The 16,720-nt window shown below is 74.8% G+C and carries 14 protein-coding genes; 9 read left to right on the top strand and 5 right to left on the bottom strand.

Features of this window, described 5'->3' with window-relative positions; genetic code table 11:
* Positions 1–281: 281 nt before the first annotated feature.
* The gene (locus AC4H2H_RS19185; protein ID WP_494372428.1) at positions 282–3,200 is read left to right on the top strand and encodes an FAD-binding and (Fe-S)-binding domain-containing protein; all 2,919 of its coding nucleotides are present in this window, start codon (positions 282–284) and stop codon (positions 3,198–3,200) included.
* 45 nt (positions 3,201–3,245) lie between these two features.
* Here AC4H2H_RS19185 and pdxR read toward each other — a convergent pair whose 3' ends face one another.
* Entirely contained in the window at positions 3,246–4,922 is a 1,677-nt protein-coding gene (pdxR, locus tag AC4H2H_RS19180; RefSeq protein ID WP_494372427.1) for a MocR-like pyridoxine biosynthesis transcription factor PdxR, read from the bottom strand.
* A gap of 100 nt (positions 4,923–5,022) precedes the next feature.
* Here pdxR and AC4H2H_RS19175 point away from each other — a divergent pair, with 100 nt between their 5' ends.
* The 3 genes from AC4H2H_RS19175 (at position 5,023) to AC4H2H_RS19165 (ending at position 7,389) form a co-directional block, all read left to right on the top strand.
* On the top strand, positions 5,023–6,006 hold the full coding sequence (locus AC4H2H_RS19175; RefSeq protein WP_494372426.1) for an aldo/keto reductase: 984 nt from the start codon (positions 5,023–5,025) through the stop codon (positions 6,004–6,006).
* Positions 6,007–6,097: 91 nt separating this feature from the next.
* Entirely contained in the window at positions 6,098–6,715 is a 618-nt protein-coding gene (locus AC4H2H_RS19170) for a nitroreductase family protein (RefSeq protein ID WP_494372425.1), read from the top strand.
* Entirely contained in the window at positions 6,712–7,389 is a 678-nt protein-coding gene (locus AC4H2H_RS19165) for a hypothetical protein (RefSeq protein WP_494372424.1), read from the top strand. The genes AC4H2H_RS19170 and AC4H2H_RS19165 overlap by 4 nt, the downstream gene beginning before the upstream one ends.
* 58 nt (positions 7,390–7,447) lie before the next feature.
* Here AC4H2H_RS19165 and cofC read toward each other — a convergent pair whose 3' ends face one another.
* A complete protein-coding gene (gene cofC / locus AC4H2H_RS19160) occupies positions 7,448–8,215 on the bottom strand; it encodes a 2-phospho-L-lactate guanylyltransferase (protein ID WP_494372423.1) in 768 nt (255 codons plus the stop codon).
* A complete protein-coding gene (gene cofD, locus AC4H2H_RS19155; RefSeq protein WP_494372422.1) occupies positions 8,208–9,161 on the bottom strand; it encodes a 2-phospho-L-lactate transferase in 954 nt (317 codons plus the stop codon). The genes cofC and cofD overlap by 8 nt, the downstream gene beginning before the upstream one ends.
* 137 nt (positions 9,162–9,298) lie before the next feature.
* On the opposite strand from cofD, the gene AC4H2H_RS19150 reads away from it, so the two are divergent.
* From AC4H2H_RS19150 to AC4H2H_RS19135, 4 genes are all read left to right on the top strand, one after another.
* Positions 9,299–10,339, top strand: a complete 1,041-nt coding sequence (locus tag AC4H2H_RS19150; protein ID WP_494372421.1) for an alcohol dehydrogenase catalytic domain-containing protein — start codon at positions 9,299–9,301, stop codon at positions 10,337–10,339.
* 19 nt (positions 10,340–10,358) lie between these two features.
* Positions 10,359–10,679 (top strand): MTH1187 family thiamine-binding protein, encoded by a 321-nt coding sequence (locus AC4H2H_RS19145; protein ID WP_494372420.1) that lies wholly within the window; start codon positions 10,359–10,361, stop codon positions 10,677–10,679.
* 136 nt (positions 10,680–10,815) lie between these two features.
* Positions 10,816–12,288: a restriction system modified-DNA reader domain-containing protein gene (locus AC4H2H_RS19140; protein WP_494372419.1), complete on the top strand. Its 1,473-nt coding sequence runs from the start codon at positions 10,816–10,818 to the stop codon at positions 12,286–12,288.
* A gap of 353 nt (positions 12,289–12,641) precedes the next feature.
* Complete coding sequence (locus AC4H2H_RS19135) at positions 12,642–13,280, top strand: aspartate/glutamate racemase family protein (protein WP_494372418.1); 639 nt, start codon at positions 12,642–12,644, stop codon at positions 13,278–13,280.
* A 12-nt stretch (positions 13,281–13,292) separates the two neighbouring features.
* On the opposite strand, the gene AC4H2H_RS19130 is transcribed toward AC4H2H_RS19135, so the two are convergent.
* A complete protein-coding gene (locus AC4H2H_RS19130; RefSeq protein WP_494372417.1) occupies positions 13,293–14,147 on the bottom strand; it encodes an ABC transporter permease in 855 nt (284 codons plus the stop codon).
* Positions 14,144–15,241 carry an ATP-binding cassette domain-containing protein gene (locus AC4H2H_RS19125; RefSeq protein ID WP_494372416.1) on the bottom strand — a complete coding sequence of 366 codons (1,098 nt, stop codon included), beginning with the start codon at positions 15,239–15,241 and terminating at the stop codon, positions 14,144–14,146. Before AC4H2H_RS19125 ends, AC4H2H_RS19130 begins: the two co-directional genes overlap by 4 nt.
* A 90-nt stretch (positions 15,242–15,331) precedes the next feature.
* Here AC4H2H_RS19125 and AC4H2H_RS19120 point away from each other — a divergent pair, with 90 nt between their 5' ends.
* On the top strand, positions 15,332–16,366 hold the full coding sequence (locus AC4H2H_RS19120) for a helix-turn-helix transcriptional regulator (protein WP_494372415.1): 1,035 nt from the start codon (positions 15,332–15,334) through the stop codon (positions 16,364–16,366).
* The last annotated feature ends 354 nt before the right edge of the window (positions 16,367–16,720 follow it).

The following is a 16,720-nucleotide window of genomic DNA, read 5'->3' as shown; positions in this document are numbered from 1 at the left end:
CGGGCCCGACCCGCGGGCTCAAGACCCGACGACATCCGACGAACCGGAAGCGCGGAGGGGTCGCCGGGCGGACGATCGGGACCGGTAGGGCGGGAGGGTGCGAGAATCGCGACGTGTCCGCAGAGATCGACGCCACCACGGCCCATGCCCCGCAGCACGACGGGAACGGTTCGCGGCGGTCCGGCTCTCGCGCCGTGCTGTCGCCCGAGGCCGAGCGCGAGGCTGCGCTCCGCGAGGCGGAGCGGGCCGCCGAAGCCGCGCGCACGGCCCTCGCCGAGGCGCTGCGGACGGTCGTGCGGGGCGGGGTCGACTCCTCGACGCGCCGCCGCGCGGAGTACTCGACGGACGCGTCGAACTACCGGGTCGTCCCCGAGGCCGTGGTCTACCCGCAGGACGCGGACGACGTCGTCGCGGCGCTCGACGTGCTGCGCGAGCTCGAGGTACCGGTCACGGCGCGCGGTGCGGGGACTTCGGTCGCGGGGAACTCGATCGGGCCGGGGATCGTGCTGGACTTCACGCGGCACGTGAACCGCGTCCTCGACGTCGACCCCGAGGCGCGCACGGCGCGCATCGAGCCGGGCGTCGTCATGTCGGCGCTGCAGCAGGTGGCGGCACCGCACGGGCTGCGGTTCGGGCCAGACCCGTCGACGCAAAACCGCGCGACCCTCGGCGGCATGATCGGCAACAATGCGTGCGGCCCGCACGCCGTCGCGTACGGGCGCACGGTCGACAACGTCATCGAGCTCGACGTCGTCGACGGCCGCGGGCGCCGCTTCACCGCGGGCAAGGGCGACGCGACGTTCGCCGCCGTCCCCGGGCTCGCGGACCTCGTCCGCGAGAACCTCGCGCTGATCCGCACGGAGTTCGGGCGCTTCGGCCGCCAGGTGTCGGGGTACTCGCTCGAGCACCTGCTCCCGGAGAACGGGTCGGACCTCGCCAAGGCGCTCGTCGGCACCGAGGGCACGCTCGTGACGATCCTCGAGGCGACGGTCCGCCTCGTGCCCGTGCCGTCGAAGCCAACGCTCGTCGTGCTCGGCTACCCGGACATGCCGTCCGCGGCCGACGACGTCCCGACCTTCCTCGACCTCAGCCCTCTCGCGGTCGAGGGCCTCGACGCGCGGCTCGTCGACGTCGTGCGCCGCGCCAAGGGCGATGCCTCCGTCCCGCCCCTGCCCCCGGGCGCCGGGTGGCTCATGGTCGAGGTCGGGGGCGCGACCCCCGAGGAGGCGATGGCGAACGCCGAGGCGATCGTCGCGGCGTCGGGCAGCGCGGCGACGATGATCCTGCCCGCAGGACCCGACGCGACCAAGATGTGGCAGATCCGGGCCGACGGCGCAGGGCTGGCCGGGCGCACGCCCGCGGGCGAGCAGGCGTGGCCGGGCTGGGAGGACTCCGCCGTCCCGCCCGAGAAGCTGGGCGACTACCTGCGCGACCTCGACGCGCTCATGGCGCGCTACGGCGTCGACGGCCTGCCGTACGGGCACTTCGGCGACGGGTGCGTGCACCTGCGGATCGACATCCCGCTCGAGGCGTCGGGGTCGGTGCTGCGCACGTTCATGCTCGAGGCGGCGGAGCTCGTCGCGAAGTACGGCGGCTCGCTGTCGGGCGAGCACGGTGACGGGCGCGCCCGCTCCGAGCTGCTCCCGGTCATGTACAGCCCCGAGGCGATCGCGCTCATGGAGCGGTTCAAGGCGTTGTTCGACCCGCAGGACGTCATGAACCCGGGCGTGGTCGTGCGCCCGAGCGCGATCGACGACGACCTGCGCCGCCCGCATGCGCACCCGCTCCTGTCGAAGGTCGGAGCGCCGGGGACCCCGGGCACGCCCGCCGCCGCACCCGCGAAGGTCTCGACGATCTCGCGGCGTGCCGGCTACCAGGGGTTCTCGTTCGCGCACGACCACGGCGACCTCACCCAGGCCGTGCACCGCTGCGTCGGCGTGGGCAAGTGCCGCGCGGACACGAGCGCCGCGGGCGGGTTCATGTGCCCGTCGTACCAGGCGACGAAGGACGAGAAGGACGTCACGCGCGCCCGGGCCCGCGTGCTCCAGGAGGCGGTGAACGGCACGCTCGTCGGCGGCCTGTCGGCGCCCGAGGTGCACGAGTCGCTCGACCTCTGCCTGTCGTGCAAGGCGTGCTCGAGCGACTGCCCGGCGGGCGTCGACATGGCGCAGTACAAGTCGGAGGTCCTCTACCGTACGTACCGCGGGAAGTTGCGTCCGGTCGACCACTACTCGCTGGGCTGGCTGCCGATCTGGGCGCGGCTCGCGACGGGCATGCCCCGCCTGGCCAACAAGCTGCTCGGGTTCCGGCCGATCGCCAAGTCGGTCCTGTGGGCGGGCGGCATGGACACGCGCCGCTCGATGACGACCTTCGCCGAGGTGCCCTTCCGCACGTGGTGGAAGCGCGGCGGCGCAACCGGGGGCGTGCCCGGCCTGCGTATCGGCCAGACGCCGGGCAAGCCCGTGCGCGACGAGCGCCCGAAGGTCGTGCTGTGGACCGACTCGTTCAGCGACAACATGTCGCCCGGCGTTCCCCAGGCTGCGGTCAAGGTCCTCACCGCGGCCGGGTACGACGTCGTCGTCCCCGACCAGGAGGCGTGCTGCGGCCTCACGTGGATCAGCACGGGCCAGCTCGACGGCGCGCGCAAGCGCCTCGAGAACCTGCTCTCCGTCCTCGGTCCCTACGCCGTGAACGGCATCCCGATCATGGGTCTCGAGCCGTCGTGCACGGCGGTGCTCCGCTCGGACCTCGTGGACCTGTTCCCCGACGACCCGCGCGCGAAGGCCGTCGCCGCGGCGACGCGCACGCTCGCCGAGCTCCTCACGTCGGTCGACACCGCCCCCGGCCGCGAGAGCGGCTGGCGCGTACCCGACCTGTCGGACGTGACCGCCGTCGTGCAGCCGCACTGCCACCAGCACTCGGTGATGGGCTTCGCGGCCGACGAGCGGCTGCTGCGCGACGCGGGCGCGACGATCAAGGTCCTCGCGGGCTGCTGCGGCCTCGCCGGGAACTTCGGCATGCAGAAGGGCCACTACGAGACGTCGGTCGCCGTCGCGGAGAACGCGCTCCTGCCCGCGCTGCGCGACGCCGCTCCGGGCGACGTGTACCTCGCGGACGGCTTCTCGTGCCGCACCCAGGCCGACGACCTCGCGGGCGTGCAGGGCAAGGCCCTCGTCGAGCTCCTCGCCGAGCGCCTCTGAGCGTCGCCGTCCTCCCCGCCCGGCAGTCCGCCCGCGACTGCTGCGCTATCTCGCGGGACGGGTGGGGGCGACGCCGGCTCTGTGCACCGCGTCGGCGAGCCGGGCGACGGCCTCGTCGACGCGGGCGTCCGCGAGGTTGCCGTAGCCGAGCACGAGAGTCGTCGACCGCTCGGCGGGCCGGAGCTGGTACCGGCGCAGGTCCACGACCGTGACCTCGCGCCGCGCCGCCTCGCGCACGACGTCCGCAGCGTCCGGGGCCGTGCTCCCGAGGGACGTCGGCCCGGCCGGCAGCAGGGCCGAGAGGTCGAGCAGTGCGTGCATCCCCGCTGCGATGCCGCTCACCGCAGCCCCGGGCAGCTCGCGCGCGAGGGCGTCGAGCACCGCGTCCCGACGGCGCCGATAGCGTCCGCGCGCGGCCCGCAGGTGTCGGTCGTATCCCCCCGAGGCGACGAACCGCGCGAACGCGAGCTGGTCGACCGTGGACGGCGCCGCCGTCGTGCCGCCCGCTCGCGCGACGGCCTCGCGCCAGCGCGGCGGCACGACCATCCACCCGACGCCGAACGCCGGGCTCATCGTCTTGCTCACCGACCCGAGCAGCACCACGCGGTCGGGGTCGAGCTGCTGCAGGGCGGCGACGGGCCGCCGGTCGTACCGGAACTCGGCGTCGTAGTCGTCCTCGACGACGAGCCCGTCGACGTCGCGTGCCCACGCCAGGACCGCATCGCGCCGCTCGGGAGCGAGCACCGCGCCCGTGGGGAACTGGTGCGCGGGCGTGAGCAGCGCGGCCCGTGCCCCGGTGCGCCGCGACGCGGAGACGAGCGCGTCCACGTCGGCCCCGGCGTCGTCCACCGGGACGGGCACGGGCACCAGGCCGGCGCGCGCGGCGACGTCGCGGAGCACCGACCAGCTCGGGTCCTCGACGAGCACGTGCGTGTGCCCGGCCTCCACGAGCGCGGCCGCGACGCGCGCCATGCCGTCCGTCGCGCCGCGCGTGAGCACGACGCCGTCGTCCGCTCCCGCGACGACGCGCGCCCGGCGCAGGTGGCCAGCGACGACGGTCCGCGCGTGCGGGTGGCCCGACGCCGCCGGCTGGCCGAGGTCGTCGTTCGACGCCTCCGCCAACGCCTCGCGCGCGGCGCGCAGCCACGGGTCGCGGGGGACGTGACGCAGGTCCGGCACGCCCGGGGCGAGGTCGAACCTCGCGCGCGCGGTGCCGAGACGCCCGGGTTCAGTCCGCCCGGTGGGGACGACGGCGCGCGCGGGTCTACTATCCGCCGCTCGTTCCTCGCGGCTCCCGCCAGGCCCGCCACGACCCGCGCGCGCCGTCGTCCCCACCGGGCTCGGGGGTCGCTCGCGTCGTACCGGGATCAGCGCCGGGCTCGCTGTCGATCCGCGAACCGCCGCGGCCGAGACACGGGTCGCGGAGCCGGTGCGGGCCTCGAGGAAGCCTTCGGCGACGAGCTGGCCGTAGGCCTCGGTGACGACCCAGCGCGAGGTCCCGAGCGTCTCGGCGAGCTGGCGGCTCGGCGGGAGGGCCGCGCCGACGGGGAGGCGCCCGGTGCGGACGGCGTCCCGCACCGCGCGCTCCAGCCGCTCGACGCGCGAACCGGGACCCGTGCCCAGGTCGAGCAGGGCCTCCCAGGCGAGCTCCGCCGTCGGGCCGACCGCCGCGCGGGCGGCTCGTGGGCGGCCTCGCGAAGTATTGGTCTGGTCAGGCGCCATGAGATCGGACCGTACACCCGTGCCGATCTGTTCATAGCGTGGAGCACGTCATCAGGACCACGGTCCGGCACGGACCACCACGAACCACGGGGAGACCATCATGCGGTACCGCACCATCGGCGACGGGCGCACCTCCTTCGACGTCTCGACGCTCTGTCTCGGCACGATGAACATGGGCACGCTCGTCGACGAGGAAACGTCGTTCGCGATCCTCGACCGCTACGTCGAGGCGGGCGGCACGTTCCTCGACACCGCGAACAACTACAGCGCCTGGGCCGGCGGTCACGGCCGCGACAGCGAGGACCTCCTCGGTCGCTGGCTCGCGAGCCGCGGCACGCGCGAGGAGGTCCGCATCGCGACCAAGCTCGGTGCGGCGAAGAAGGACCCCGCCCTCCCGTTGCAGAACGTCGAGCCCACGAACTTCCAGGGCCTCGGCGCCGACGTCATCGGGTACGAGGCGTACGAGAGCCTGCGCCACCTCGGCATCCACCACGTCGACGTGCTCTACGGGCACGTGGACGACCTCGAGACGCCGCTCGCGGAGACCGTCGGGGCGTTCGGCAAGCTCCAGGCCGAGGGCGTCGTGGGGATCACGGGCATCTCGAACGTCGCGCTGTGGCGCGTCGTCGAGGCGCGCGAGGAGGCGCAGCGTCAGGGCATCGCGCCCTATGGCCTCGTCCAGCAGAACTACACGTACGCGTACCCGACGCCCGAGCCGGGGCGCCACAACTGGGCGTCGTACGAGCTGCTCGACTACGCGGCGTCCACCGGGGGCGACGGGCGGCCGCCGCTCGCCGTCACGGCCTACTCGCCGATCCTCCAGGGCGCGTACGTGCGCCGCGACAAGCCGCTGTGGGACGGGTTCGACCACGCCGCGACGCGCGAGCGCATCCGCCTCCTGCACGAGGTCGCGGGGGAGACCGGCGCGACGCCCAACCAGGTCGTTCTCGCGTGGCTCCTCGGCGGCGAGCACCCGGTCGTCCCGATCATCGGGCCGAGCACGCTCGAACAGCTCGACGAGCTCCTCGGCGCGGCCGACCTCGAGCTCGACCCGGAGCTGCGCGCCCGCCTCGACGCCGCGTGAGCCTCACGCCCCTGCCGACGGTCAGGGACGGATAGGGTGCGCAGACCACCGCAAGGCGGCCTGGCGGCGGTGCGGAGCAGAGGGGGAGCCCGTGGAGTTCCAGGACGTCGTCCGACGGAGGCGCATGGTGCGCCGGTTCACGGCCGAGCCGGTCGCGCCGGAGACGGTCGACCGCCTCGTGCGCAACGCGGTCCGCGCCCCCAACGCGGGCTTCGCGCAGGGCTGGTCGTTCCTCGTGCTCACCGAGCCCGACGACGTCGCGCGGTTCTGGGCCGCGACGTCGCCCGAGCAGCCCGAGCGGAGCATGAGCGCGTGGCTCGCGGGGATGCGGACGGCACCGGTGCTCGTCGTCGCGCTGACGTCGAAGGACGCCTACCTCGACCGCTACGCCGAGGACGACAAGGGCTGGGCGGACCGCGACGAGAACCGCTGGGCCGTCCCGTACTGGCACGTCGACGCGGGGATGGCGTCGCTCCTCATGCTGCAGACCGCCGTCGACGAGGGCCTGGGCGCGTGCTTCTTCGGCGTCGCGCCGGGCGAGGTCGCACCCCTGCGGGAGGCGTTCGGCATCCCCGCCGAGTTCGCGCCGACAGGCGTCGTCGCTGTCGGGCACCCGGCCGACACGGCCACCACGGGCTCGCCGCGACGTCATGCGCGCAAGCCGCTCGACGACGTCGTGCATCGCGGGCGCTGGGGAGGCAGCCGGTGAGGCGCTCGCCCGGCTCCGCGTGGGCGCTCGCCGGCGCCACCGCGCTGACCGTCCTCGCGGCCGGTGCGTGCACCGCGGGTTCGCCCCCGGACGGCTCGCGCGTCCAGGAGAGCCGGCCCGTCGAGACGTCGACGAGCGCCCCGGAGGACGGGTCCGCCGTACGCGAACCGGCGGTGGTGCTCCTGTCCGATCCTGCCGGGGAGTCGTCCGGCGTGTCCCGGCCCCTCCCTCGTCCGGGGTGGGAGCCGGCCGCGACGTACGGAGGCTGTGCGCTCTCGTGGCGCGGCACGCTGACCGACGATCCGCCACCGGTGGCGCCGCGGGACGCCTCGGAGGCGGTTCTCGTGGCGACGCGCGACGCCGACGGCGGCAGCGCCGCCTCGCCCGTCCGCGACCTGCAGCTCCCGGTCGGCACGGACGGCACCACCGCGGTCACGACGAACGCCGTGGGTCAGGACTGGAGCGTCCCGACGCCGCACGGCGAGGTGCAGGTCCGCGGCGCGGCCCGCGTGGCCGTGACGCCGACCTACGAGGGCGGCGCGCAGGTCAGGACCGTCGAGATCGTGCTCGACTGCGCTGGCCCGCTCGACGACGGCGCGTGGTCGCGCGCGATGGCGGACCTGCGTGTCACCGACGCCGGTCCGGTCGAGGAACCGGGGGCGTGGACCTCGTAGCGGTGCGCACCGACGCGGCCACGAGCCCACCGGCGACGGCAAGGACCGAGGGTCGGGGTCATACCGGTCCTCCCTGGCCGAGCGCCGGGACGTGCAGCCCGACGGCGGCGCGGACGTCGGCGGGCAGCTCGGCCCAGTCGTCGACGGTGTCCAGGTCGGTCGCCGTCCCGGGGCGCTGCACGACGACGGTCCGCAGGCCGAGCCCGCCGGCCTCCGCGAGGTGCGCCACGCGGCTGTCGGGGCCGAACCGCGTCCGGAACGTCTCGGCGCCCGGGTCGAGGACGAGCAGGTTCGAGCCCGACCCGTGCCGGTCCGTCGCGACGACGACCGGGGCGTCCTCGGCGAGGACGGCACGCACGTCGTCGGGCGTGAGCGCGGGCAGGTCCGCGTGCGCGACGAGCAGCCGGACCGGGCCGTCCTCCGCCGCGATCTCCCGACCCACGGCGACCGCCGCGTTCAGGCCCGGTCGGTCGGCGGGCTGCAGGACGATGCGCAGCCGGTCCGCGTCGTCGGTCAGCAGGGGGAGTCCGTCGGCGTCGGCCGCGGTGTCGGAGGTGTCCACCACGACGTCCCGCAGCGCGCGCCACGTGAACCGCGGGTCCGACGTCACGACGACCACCCGGTCCACGCCGTCGCTCGCGAGCAGCGTCCGCACGACGTGCCGCGCGAGCACCCCGATGAGCCGGCTGCGCGCGGCCGGGTCGAGGACGTGCGCGAGCCGCGACTTCCCCGAGGCCCCGTCACGCAGCGGCACGACGGCGACCACGCGCCCCGGGTGAGAGGGCCCGGCGGGGCGCGCTCCGCCGTCGGGCACGACGTCAGCCACGGGCGTCCCCGGCCGCGCGCAGCACCTCGCGCGCGAGGCGCTCGCGGCCCTCCGCGCCCCCCATGACGGTGTCGGTGACGACGACGTCCATCCCCAGGGCGCGGACGGCGTCCGCGAGGTGCGCGTCGTGGTCGTCGATCACCATGAGGTCCACGAGCCCGACGTACAGGCGCGCGACGCCCAGCGCCGAGACCTCGTGCCCGAGCGTCGTGAGGATCTGCGCCGCCGGGCCCTTGATCGCGCGCCCGCCGACGATGGGGCTCACCGCCACGCGCCGCGCCGTCGACGACGCGAGCGCCTCCCGCACGCCCGCGACGCCCAGCACCGGCTCGACCGACAGGAACGGGTTCGACGGCGCGATCACCACCACGTCGGCGTCGCGCACGGCGTCGAGCACGCCGGGGGCGGGGCGCGCCGCGTCGATGCCGTCGTAGACCAGCCCGAGGACGTCGTCCGCGTGCCGCCTTCCGACGAAGTACTCCTGGAACCCGAGGCGCCCGGCGGGGGTGTCGACGAGCGTCGCGACCCGGTCGTCGCTCACCGGCAGGACGCGCGGCCGCACCCCGAGCGCCGTCGCGAGCCGGGCCGTCACCTCGGTGAGGGTCGCGCCCGCCCGCAGCCCGGCGGTGCGCACGACGTGCGTGGCGAGGTCGCGGTCGCCCAGCGTGAACCACGTGTCCTCGCCGAGCCGGCCCATCGCCTCGAGCGCGGCGTACGTCTCGCCGACGACGCCCCACCCCCGCTCCTCGTCCGCGAGCCCCGCGAGGGTGTACGTGACGGTGTCGAGGTCGGGCGAGATCCACAGCCCGTGCAGCTCGACGTCGTCCGCGACGTTGACGACGACCGTGAGGTCCGCCCCCGCGAGGTCGAGGCCGTGCGCGAGCCGCGCACCCCCGACGCCACCTGCGAGCACGGTCACGCGGTCGGTCGGGGGTTCGGCTGTCACGCCCCGAGCCTACGTCGGGACGCCGTGTCCGCCGGTCCTGACCAGGACGGGGACGCTAGGGTCGGGGCGCGCGCCGCCGCACCCGCGACCGTGCCGCACCGACCGACGCTCGAGCACGACGACCTCGGAGGAACGACATGCGCGCCATCCAGCTCAGCGGCCCCGGACGGCTCACGCTCGCGGACGTCCCCGTTCCCGAGGTCGGGGAGGGCGAGGTCCTGGTCAAGGTGGCGGGCGCAGGGCTGTGCCACTCGGACCTGCACATCCTCGACCAGGACGAGTCCTGGCCCTTCTTCGGCAGCACCGTCGGCCACGAGGCGGCCGGCCACGTCGTGCGGACGGGCCCGGGCGTCGCGGGGCTGGAGGTCGGTGACGCCGTCCTGGTCAGCGTGGTCTGGTTCTGCGGGCGCTGCCGCAGCTGCCTCGAGGGCCGGACCAACACCTGCACCGTCAAGGGCTCGCGGACCACGTTCCCCCAGACGCCCGGCATCGGTCCCGACGGCGGCATGGCGGAGTACATGAAGGTCCGCGCGATCCACCTCGACCCGATCGGCGACCTCGACCCGGTCGCCGCCGCGCCGCTCGCCGACGCCGGCACGACGCCGATGCACGCGATCAACAGCGCCGCCGCCCACCTGCGCCCGGACTCGACGGCCGTCGTCATCGGCATCGGCGGGCTCGGCCACCTGGGGCTGCAGATCCTGCGCGCGGTCACCGGCTGCCGCATCGTCGCCGTGGACCTCAGCGAGGAGAGGCTCGCGTTCGCGCGCGAGCACGGCGCGCAGGAGGGCGTGCTCGGCGACACCGGAGCGGCCGAGCGGATCCTCGCCCTCACCAGCGGCGTCGGCACCGACGCGGTGTTCGACTTCGTCGGGTCCGCCCCGACCGTCCGGCTCGCCACCCAGGTCGTGGCCTCCGGCGGTGCGCTGCGGTTCGTCGGGCTGGGCGGCGGGTCGTTCCCGTTCAACGCCGACATCGCGGGCGAGCCCCTGCCCTGGGGAGTGAACGTCCAGCGGTCCTTCGGCGGGACGCACCAGGACCAGCTCGAGGTCATCGCGCTCGCCCAGCAGGGCAAGATCGCCGTGGACGTCACGACCTACGCCCTCGAGGACTTCCAGCAGGCCGTCGACGACCTGCGTGCCGGCACGGTCCTCGGTCGCGCGGTGCTCGTCCCGTAGGACGTGCCACGATGGCCCCATGGCCGTCTTCGCGTTCTCCGTCGCCCCGCTCGGCGCGGGCGAGTCCGTCGCCGACTCCGTCGCCGAGGCCGTCCGTATCGTCCGCGAGTCGGGCCTGCCGAACCGCACGACCGCGATGTTCACCGAGATCGAAGGTGACTGGGATGTCGTCATGCCGGTGATCCAGCGCGCGACGGAGGCCGTCGGCGCGGGCGGCCATCGCGTGTCGCTCGTCATCAAGGCGGACATCCGGCCGGGCCGCACGGGCGAGCTCACGGGCAAGGTCGACAGGGTCGAGGAACGCCTCGCGACCGAGGCCGAGGAGACCGGGCGCGCCTGACCTGCAGCGCGACCCGCGGGCTGCTGCGACCCGGCTCGAGGGCAAGTTCTACCGGTTCGGGGGACTTGACCGGCGACGTAGGCTATGGCGCAAACGCCCCCGCCCCGGTCGCGTTCCCCCAGCAGGAGATCCTCCGATGCCCCTCTTCGAGGTGGACGCCGAGCGTCCGGTTCTCGTCCAGCCGCCGCAGCCCGCGGGAGCCTTCGGGACCGACGCGCAGCGAGTGGTCGACGGCAACCTCGACAGCCTCCTGGGCGAGCAGATCTTCCCCGTCGCGCAGGGCACGTCCGAGGGCGAGCCCCACCTGCTCGCGCTCGACGCCGCCGGGCTGCCCGTCGTCATCGAGGTGGCCGCAGAGCTCACCGAGGAGGCGCTGACGACGGCGCTCAACCACGCCGGCCGCGCCGGGCGCCTCACGCGCGCCGAGCTCGCCGCCCGCTACTCCGGCGGGGCGTCGCGGTTCCAGCAGGACGTCGCCGCCTTCTACGACAACGTGCCCCTCACCCGGTCGCAGGCGACCGCGCGCACCACGGGCGCCCGCCTCATCGTCATCTGCTCGAGCGCGGCCGACGGCATCCAGGACGCGCTCGACTTCCTGCGCCAGCCCGGCTCCCCGGTCGCGGTGCTGCGCCTCGGCGTCGTGCACGGGGCCGACGGTCGTCGCTTCGTCGACGTCTCCCCGCTCGCCGTGAGCCGCGACGACCCGCCGCCGCCCGCGGCGCGCGAAACCACCCGGGCACGCGCCGTCGCGCCCGGCTCCGACTTCGCGGACGGCGTCGCCGTGGGCCGTGCCCTGACCGGCAAGTTTCCCGTGGTGACGCGGCAGGGCGCGCCGTCCCGGGCCGAGCGGCGCCGGGCTGCCGAGCTCGAGCCACGCACGACGTACGGCATCGCGCCCACGTCGGCGCAGGAGACGGGGCAGCTCGCCCCGGTCCCGTCAGCCGAGCCGACCCCTGCCGAGGCACTCGTCCTCGACTTCGCCCCGCTCGCCGACCCGCTCGTCGCGCGCACGGCCCCCGACCCGCTCGTCGCGCGCACGGCCTCCGAGCCGGCATCGACCGCCTGGGCCGACCGTCGGCCCGTCGAGGCACCCGAGGAACCCCTCGTCCCGCGCACTGCGATCCTCACCCGCGAGTCGGTGCGCACGCGCGAGTCGATCCGGACCCGCGAGTCGTACCTCACGCACGAGTACGGCGAGCAGCGCACCCCCGCGGGTGAGCGGTCGTACGACCCGCTGTCGTACCACCCGCCCGTCACGCCGGATCCCGAACCGATGCCCGTGGGCCGCGACGTCGTCCCCGTCCCGGCACCCCCGGCCGCCGATGTCCCGCTCGGCCCCGACGACGACCCCGACCTCGTCGCCCTCGCGCGCGGGTTCGGCGCCCCGCGCCAGCTCGTGTGGTCGCGCCCGCGCCGCGGTCAGCGCTTCGAGGCCGTGCTCCAGCCCGACGGCTTCATCGAGCTGTCCGACGGCGCCCGCTTCCGCCACCCCGACCTTGCCGCGGTCGCGGCGTCCGGCACGTCGACCGCCGACGGGTGGAGCGTGTGGCGCGTCGGCACCGACGACGGCCCCACCCTCACCGACGCCTTCCGCGCCCAGCACGCCTGAGCCGTCCGGGCGGCGCGCGCCTGGGCTACGCACGATTGTGTTCACGGCCCGCGTGGTCGGGTCCGCGGTGGGGGCGGACCGTGTGCTCGGACTGGCGCGCCGTCGCCATTGTCGTTCGTCTCGCGTTCTCGAGCGCGCCTTGACGTCCTTCGCACACGGCCCGCCCCCACCGCTCGTCCCTGTCCGGCACCGACACGGTCGGCACCGGGTTGACGGTTCGGCACTTCACGGTCCCGGTCGGCACCTCGAGCTGCCGAACTGCGCGCGACGTGCCGACCGCTGCGGAGGCCGACCCGGCCACCCGACGCGACCACGCGGGTCTGTGAACCTGACCACGACGACCGGAGGAACGGATGATCGGGTTTCTGCACACGTCTGACGTGCACGTCGCGACGTTCGGTGCGCTCGTCGACGAGCTCGCGCCGGGGGAGGGGCACGTGCACCGGGTGGACGTGCCGCTGCTCGACGACGCTCGTGGGGGAGCGCCCGTGGCCGACCGTGTGCGGCGGCACGTGGACGCTCTCGTCGCCGACGGCGCGACGGTCGTCGTGTGCACGTGCTCGACGCTCGGGCCGCTGGCCGAGCAGGCGGGTGAGACGTTCCGTGTCCCGGTGCTCCGCGTCGACCGGCCGATGGCGGAGGAGGCGGTGCACGGCGCGGGACGGGTCGTCGTCGTCGTGGCGCTCGCCTCGACCCTCGGCCCGACGACGGAGCTCCTCCTCGACGCGGCACGTCGTGGCGGGACCGAGGCCGAGCTGGTGCCGGTCGTGTGCACCGACGCGTGGTCCGCGTTCGAGGCGGGCGACCTGACCGCGTACCACCGGCGTGTGGCGGGGGCGGTGCGGGACGTCGTCGGGCCGGGGGACGTCGTCGTGCTGGCGCAGGCGAGCATGGCGCCCGCCGCGGCGCTGCTCGACGACCTGCCGGTGCGCGTGCTGACAAGTCCGGGCAGCGCGGTGGCCCGGGCCGTGGAGCTGGCCCGGGCCGGGTGACGCGCCGATCGTTCAGTCGGTCGAGCGCACCATCGTGCGGATCCCGACGACGAGCCCGACGACAGCCGTCGCCACCGCCGCGATCCAACCCCACACGACCACGGGTGCGGTGAGGTCGCCCGCGAACAGCGCGCGCTCCGCGTCGACGACGTACTTCAGCGGGTTCACCGCGGACGCGACCTGCATCCAGCGCGGCCCGGTCTCGAGCGGCAGCAGCATCCCGGACAGGATCATGAGGGGGAAGATCACCGTCTGCTGGACTACCCAGAACATCCAGTCCTGCTTGCGCACGGCGAGCGCGAGCGCATAGCTGAGCGAGCCGATCCCGATGCCCAGCACGGCGAGCAGCGCGAGGCCGAGGACGGCGCCGACGGGGAAGAGGTCGAACCCGAACGGCAGCATGACGAGGACGACCACGATCGACTGCGCGACGATCGGGACCATCTCCTTGAGCGCCCTGCCCACGAGCAGCGACGAGCGCGACAGCGGCGAGACGAGCATGCGCTCGTGCGCGCCGGTCTGGAGCTCGAAGAGCAGGTTCGATCCGGTGGCCGACGTCCCGAACAGCGTCGTCATGACGAGGATCGAGGGCACGAACCACTGCCAGACGCTGCCGCCGAGGACATCCTCGCCGGTCGTGGTGCCCCCGAGCGAGCCGACGAGCAGCGGCCCGAAGAGCGCGAGGAACACGATGGGCTGGACGAGACCGAACATCACGGAGAACGGGTCGTGCAGGACGGGCCGGAGCTCGCGCACGAGCACGATGCCGGTGTCGCGGGCGAACGACGCGACGCCGCGGCGCGGGGCACGGCCCGCGCGCGGGGCGGGACGGGTGGTGACGGGTGCGGCGGTGTCGACGGCGCTCATGCTGCGGTCCTCTCGGTGCTGGTGCTGCTCGGCGTGCGGTCGGGAGAGTCGGTCTCGGGGGTGGCGCCGGCCTCGCGCAGGCTGCGCCCGGTGAGCGCGAGGAAGACGTCGTCGAGCGTCGGGCGGTGCACCTGGGCGGTCGCGACCGCGATGCCCGCGGCGTCCGCGGCGCGCAGCAGGCGCGGGAGGTAGGCGTCGCCGCGCTCGGCACGCACCTCGAGCACGTCGAGCGCGGCGGCGCCCTGGCCCACGGCGACGCGGGCGTCCGGGGTGCGCGTCGCCTCCCGGAAGCCCTCGACACGGGCCGCCATCTCGGCGAGCCGCGCGGCGCCGTCGTCCGCCGGGCCCGACGTGGGGACGGTGACGACGACGCGGTCGCCCGCGAGGTCGGCCTTGAGCTTCTCGGCCGTGTCGTCCGCGATGACCTCGCCGTGGTCGACGACGACGACGCGCTCGGCCATCGTGTCCGCCTCGTCGAGGTAGTGCGTCGTGAGGACGATCGTCATGGGCTCGCCCGTCGCGGCGAGGGCGTCGTCGCGCATCTGCAGGACGTGGTCCCAGAGGTTCGCGCGGTTGTGCGGGTCGAGGCCCGTGGACGGCTCGTCGAGGAACAGCAGCGACGGCGCGTGCACGAGGCCCATCGCGACGTCGAGGCGGCGGCGCTGACCACCGGAGAGATCCGACACCTTGCGCGTGCGCTGCGCCGTCAGCTCGAGCGAGTCGAGCAGCTCGTCGGCGCGCCGGCGGGCGGTCCGCCGGTCGAGCCCGTAGATGCGCCCCTGGCTCGCGAGCTCGTCGACGACGCGCTGCGCGTGCCCGGCGCCGTTGCCCTGCCCGACGTACCCGATCCGGTGCCGGACCGCGTCGGGCTCGGCCACGACGTCGTGCCCGGCGACCGAGGCCGTGCCGGAGGTCGGGCGGATGAGCGTCGTGAGCATGCGGAGCGTGGTCGTCTTGCCGGCGCCGTTCGGGCCGAGGACGGCGACGAGCTCGCCCGGCGCGACGTCGAGGTCGATGCCGCGCACGGCGTGCACCGTGCGGCTCGCGTCGCGGCCGACGGCGAAGTCCTTGGTCAGTGCTCTGGTCCGGATCACGGGTCCTCCTGGTGTGGTTCGTGCGTCGTGGACGACGTTGCCAGCAGAAGCGGTCAGCTTCTGTCCTGTACGCCGTGCGAACCTGGAGGCATGCTCGAGACCTCCGGACGACTCCTCCGGCTCCTGTCCCTCCTCCAGGCGCGCCGCGACTGGCCGGGCGCGGCGCTCGCCGAACGCCTCGACGTGAGCGCACGCACGGTGCGGCGCGACGTGGACCGGCTCCGCGAGCTCGGCTACCCGGTGCGCGCCACGAAGGGGCCCGACGGCGGGTACCGCCTCGACGCGGGCGCGGACCTGCCGCCGCTGCTGTTCGACGACGAGCAGGCGGTCGCCGTCGCGATCGCGCTCCGGACGGGGAACCTGCCCGGCGTCGAGGAGGCCGCGGCCCGGGCGCTCGCCACCATCCGGCAGGTCATGCCCGCGCGGCTGCGGACGCGTATCGACGCGCTCGAGGTCACGGCGGTCCCGGGCCGGCGCGAGTCCGCGCTCCCGCCCGTGCGCACGGACGTCCTCCTCGCCGTGGGGGCCGCGACGACGGAACACCGCGTCCTGCGCTTCGACTACGACGGCGGCTCGGGCGAGGTGCTGCGTCCGCCGGGCGACGCCGAGGGGTTCCGGCCGCCGCGCCGGGTCGAGCCCCACCACCTCGTGACCTGGGGCGGCCGGTGGTACCTCGTGGCGTGGGACCTGGAACGGGACGACTGGCGCACCTTCCGCGCGGACCGGATGACGCCCCGCGACGGCGCCGGTCCGCGCTTCACGCCGAGGGAGCTCCCGGCGCCCGACGTCGCGACCTTCGTCGCCGAGCGCTTCACGCGCCCGTCCTACCCCGTCCGGGGGACCGTCGAGCTCGAGCTGGACGCCGCCACCGTGGCGGCGTGGGCCGGGACGGACGCCCTCGTCGAGCCGGTCGCCGACGGGCGCTGCCGCCTGACGGCCGGCTCCTGGTCGTGGGGTGGGCTCGCGGCGTGGTTCGGGATCTTCGACGCCGCCTTCCGGGTCGTGGGTCCCGCGGAGCTGCACGACGCCGTCGCGCACCTGGCCGCGCGGGCGTCCGCGGCCGTGGACTCGGCTGCTGCGGACGGTGCGCCCACGGGTGAGCGGGGTCACGCCGGGGCGAGTTGACCCGTCCGCCGGGGAGCCGTAATGTTCTCGAGGTCGCCCGGCAGGGAGGAACAGACACCACGGCGTAGCTCTTCGGAGCAGACGCGAAGTGGCTGGTCCCCCGGGCGGAACTCCCACCAGAAGCTCGATGCACTGTTGTGCGTCGTGCACGTGTGGGGGGCTTGCCGATGAGCATTCTTCGGACGTACGGCGTCGGTTTCGACCGGCCCGGGACGAAGAAATGGTCTGGTAGGCTTCGGAACGAAGGAAAAGCCCCGCGCAAGGGCCTCGCACAGAGGCCGGAGGCGGTGTGTGTCGGTTGTTTGAGAACTCAACAGTGTGCTTGTTAGTCAATGCCATTTTTGTCTCGTGGCG

It is taken from the genome of Cellulosimicrobium sp. BMG9.22, assembly GCF_059159975.1.
This window is presented reverse-complemented; position numbering and strand designations above follow the sequence as displayed.

Excerpts from the sequence above, each read along its gene's own strand:
- AC4H2H_RS19135 (WP_494372418.1), top strand. The coding sequence starts at position 12,642 with ATGATCGGGTTTCTGCACACGTCTGACGTGCACGTCGCGACGTTCGGT.
- AC4H2H_RS19175 (WP_494372426.1), top strand. The coding sequence starts at position 5,023 with ATGCGGTACCGCACCATCGGCGACGGGCGCACCTCCTTCGACGTCTCG.
- AC4H2H_RS19120 (WP_494372415.1), top strand. The coding sequence starts at position 15,332 with ATGCTCGAGACCTCCGGACGACTCCTCCGGCTCCTGTCCCTCCTCCAG.
- AC4H2H_RS19130 (WP_494372417.1), bottom strand. The coding sequence starts at position 14,147 with ATGAGCGCCGTCGACACCGCCGCACCCGTCACCACCCGTCCCGCCCCG.
- AC4H2H_RS19145 (WP_494372420.1), top strand. The coding sequence starts at position 10,359 with ATGGCCGTCTTCGCGTTCTCCGTCGCCCCGCTCGGCGCGGGCGAGTCC.
- AC4H2H_RS19140 (WP_494372419.1), top strand. The coding sequence starts at position 10,816 with ATGCCCCTCTTCGAGGTGGACGCCGAGCGTCCGGTTCTCGTCCAGCCG.
- pdxR (WP_494372427.1), bottom strand. The coding sequence starts at position 4,922 with ATGGCGCCTGACCAGACCAATACTTCGCGAGGCCGCCCACGAGCCGCC.
- AC4H2H_RS19150 (WP_494372421.1), top strand. The coding sequence starts at position 9,299 with ATGCGCGCCATCCAGCTCAGCGGCCCCGGACGGCTCACGCTCGCGGAC.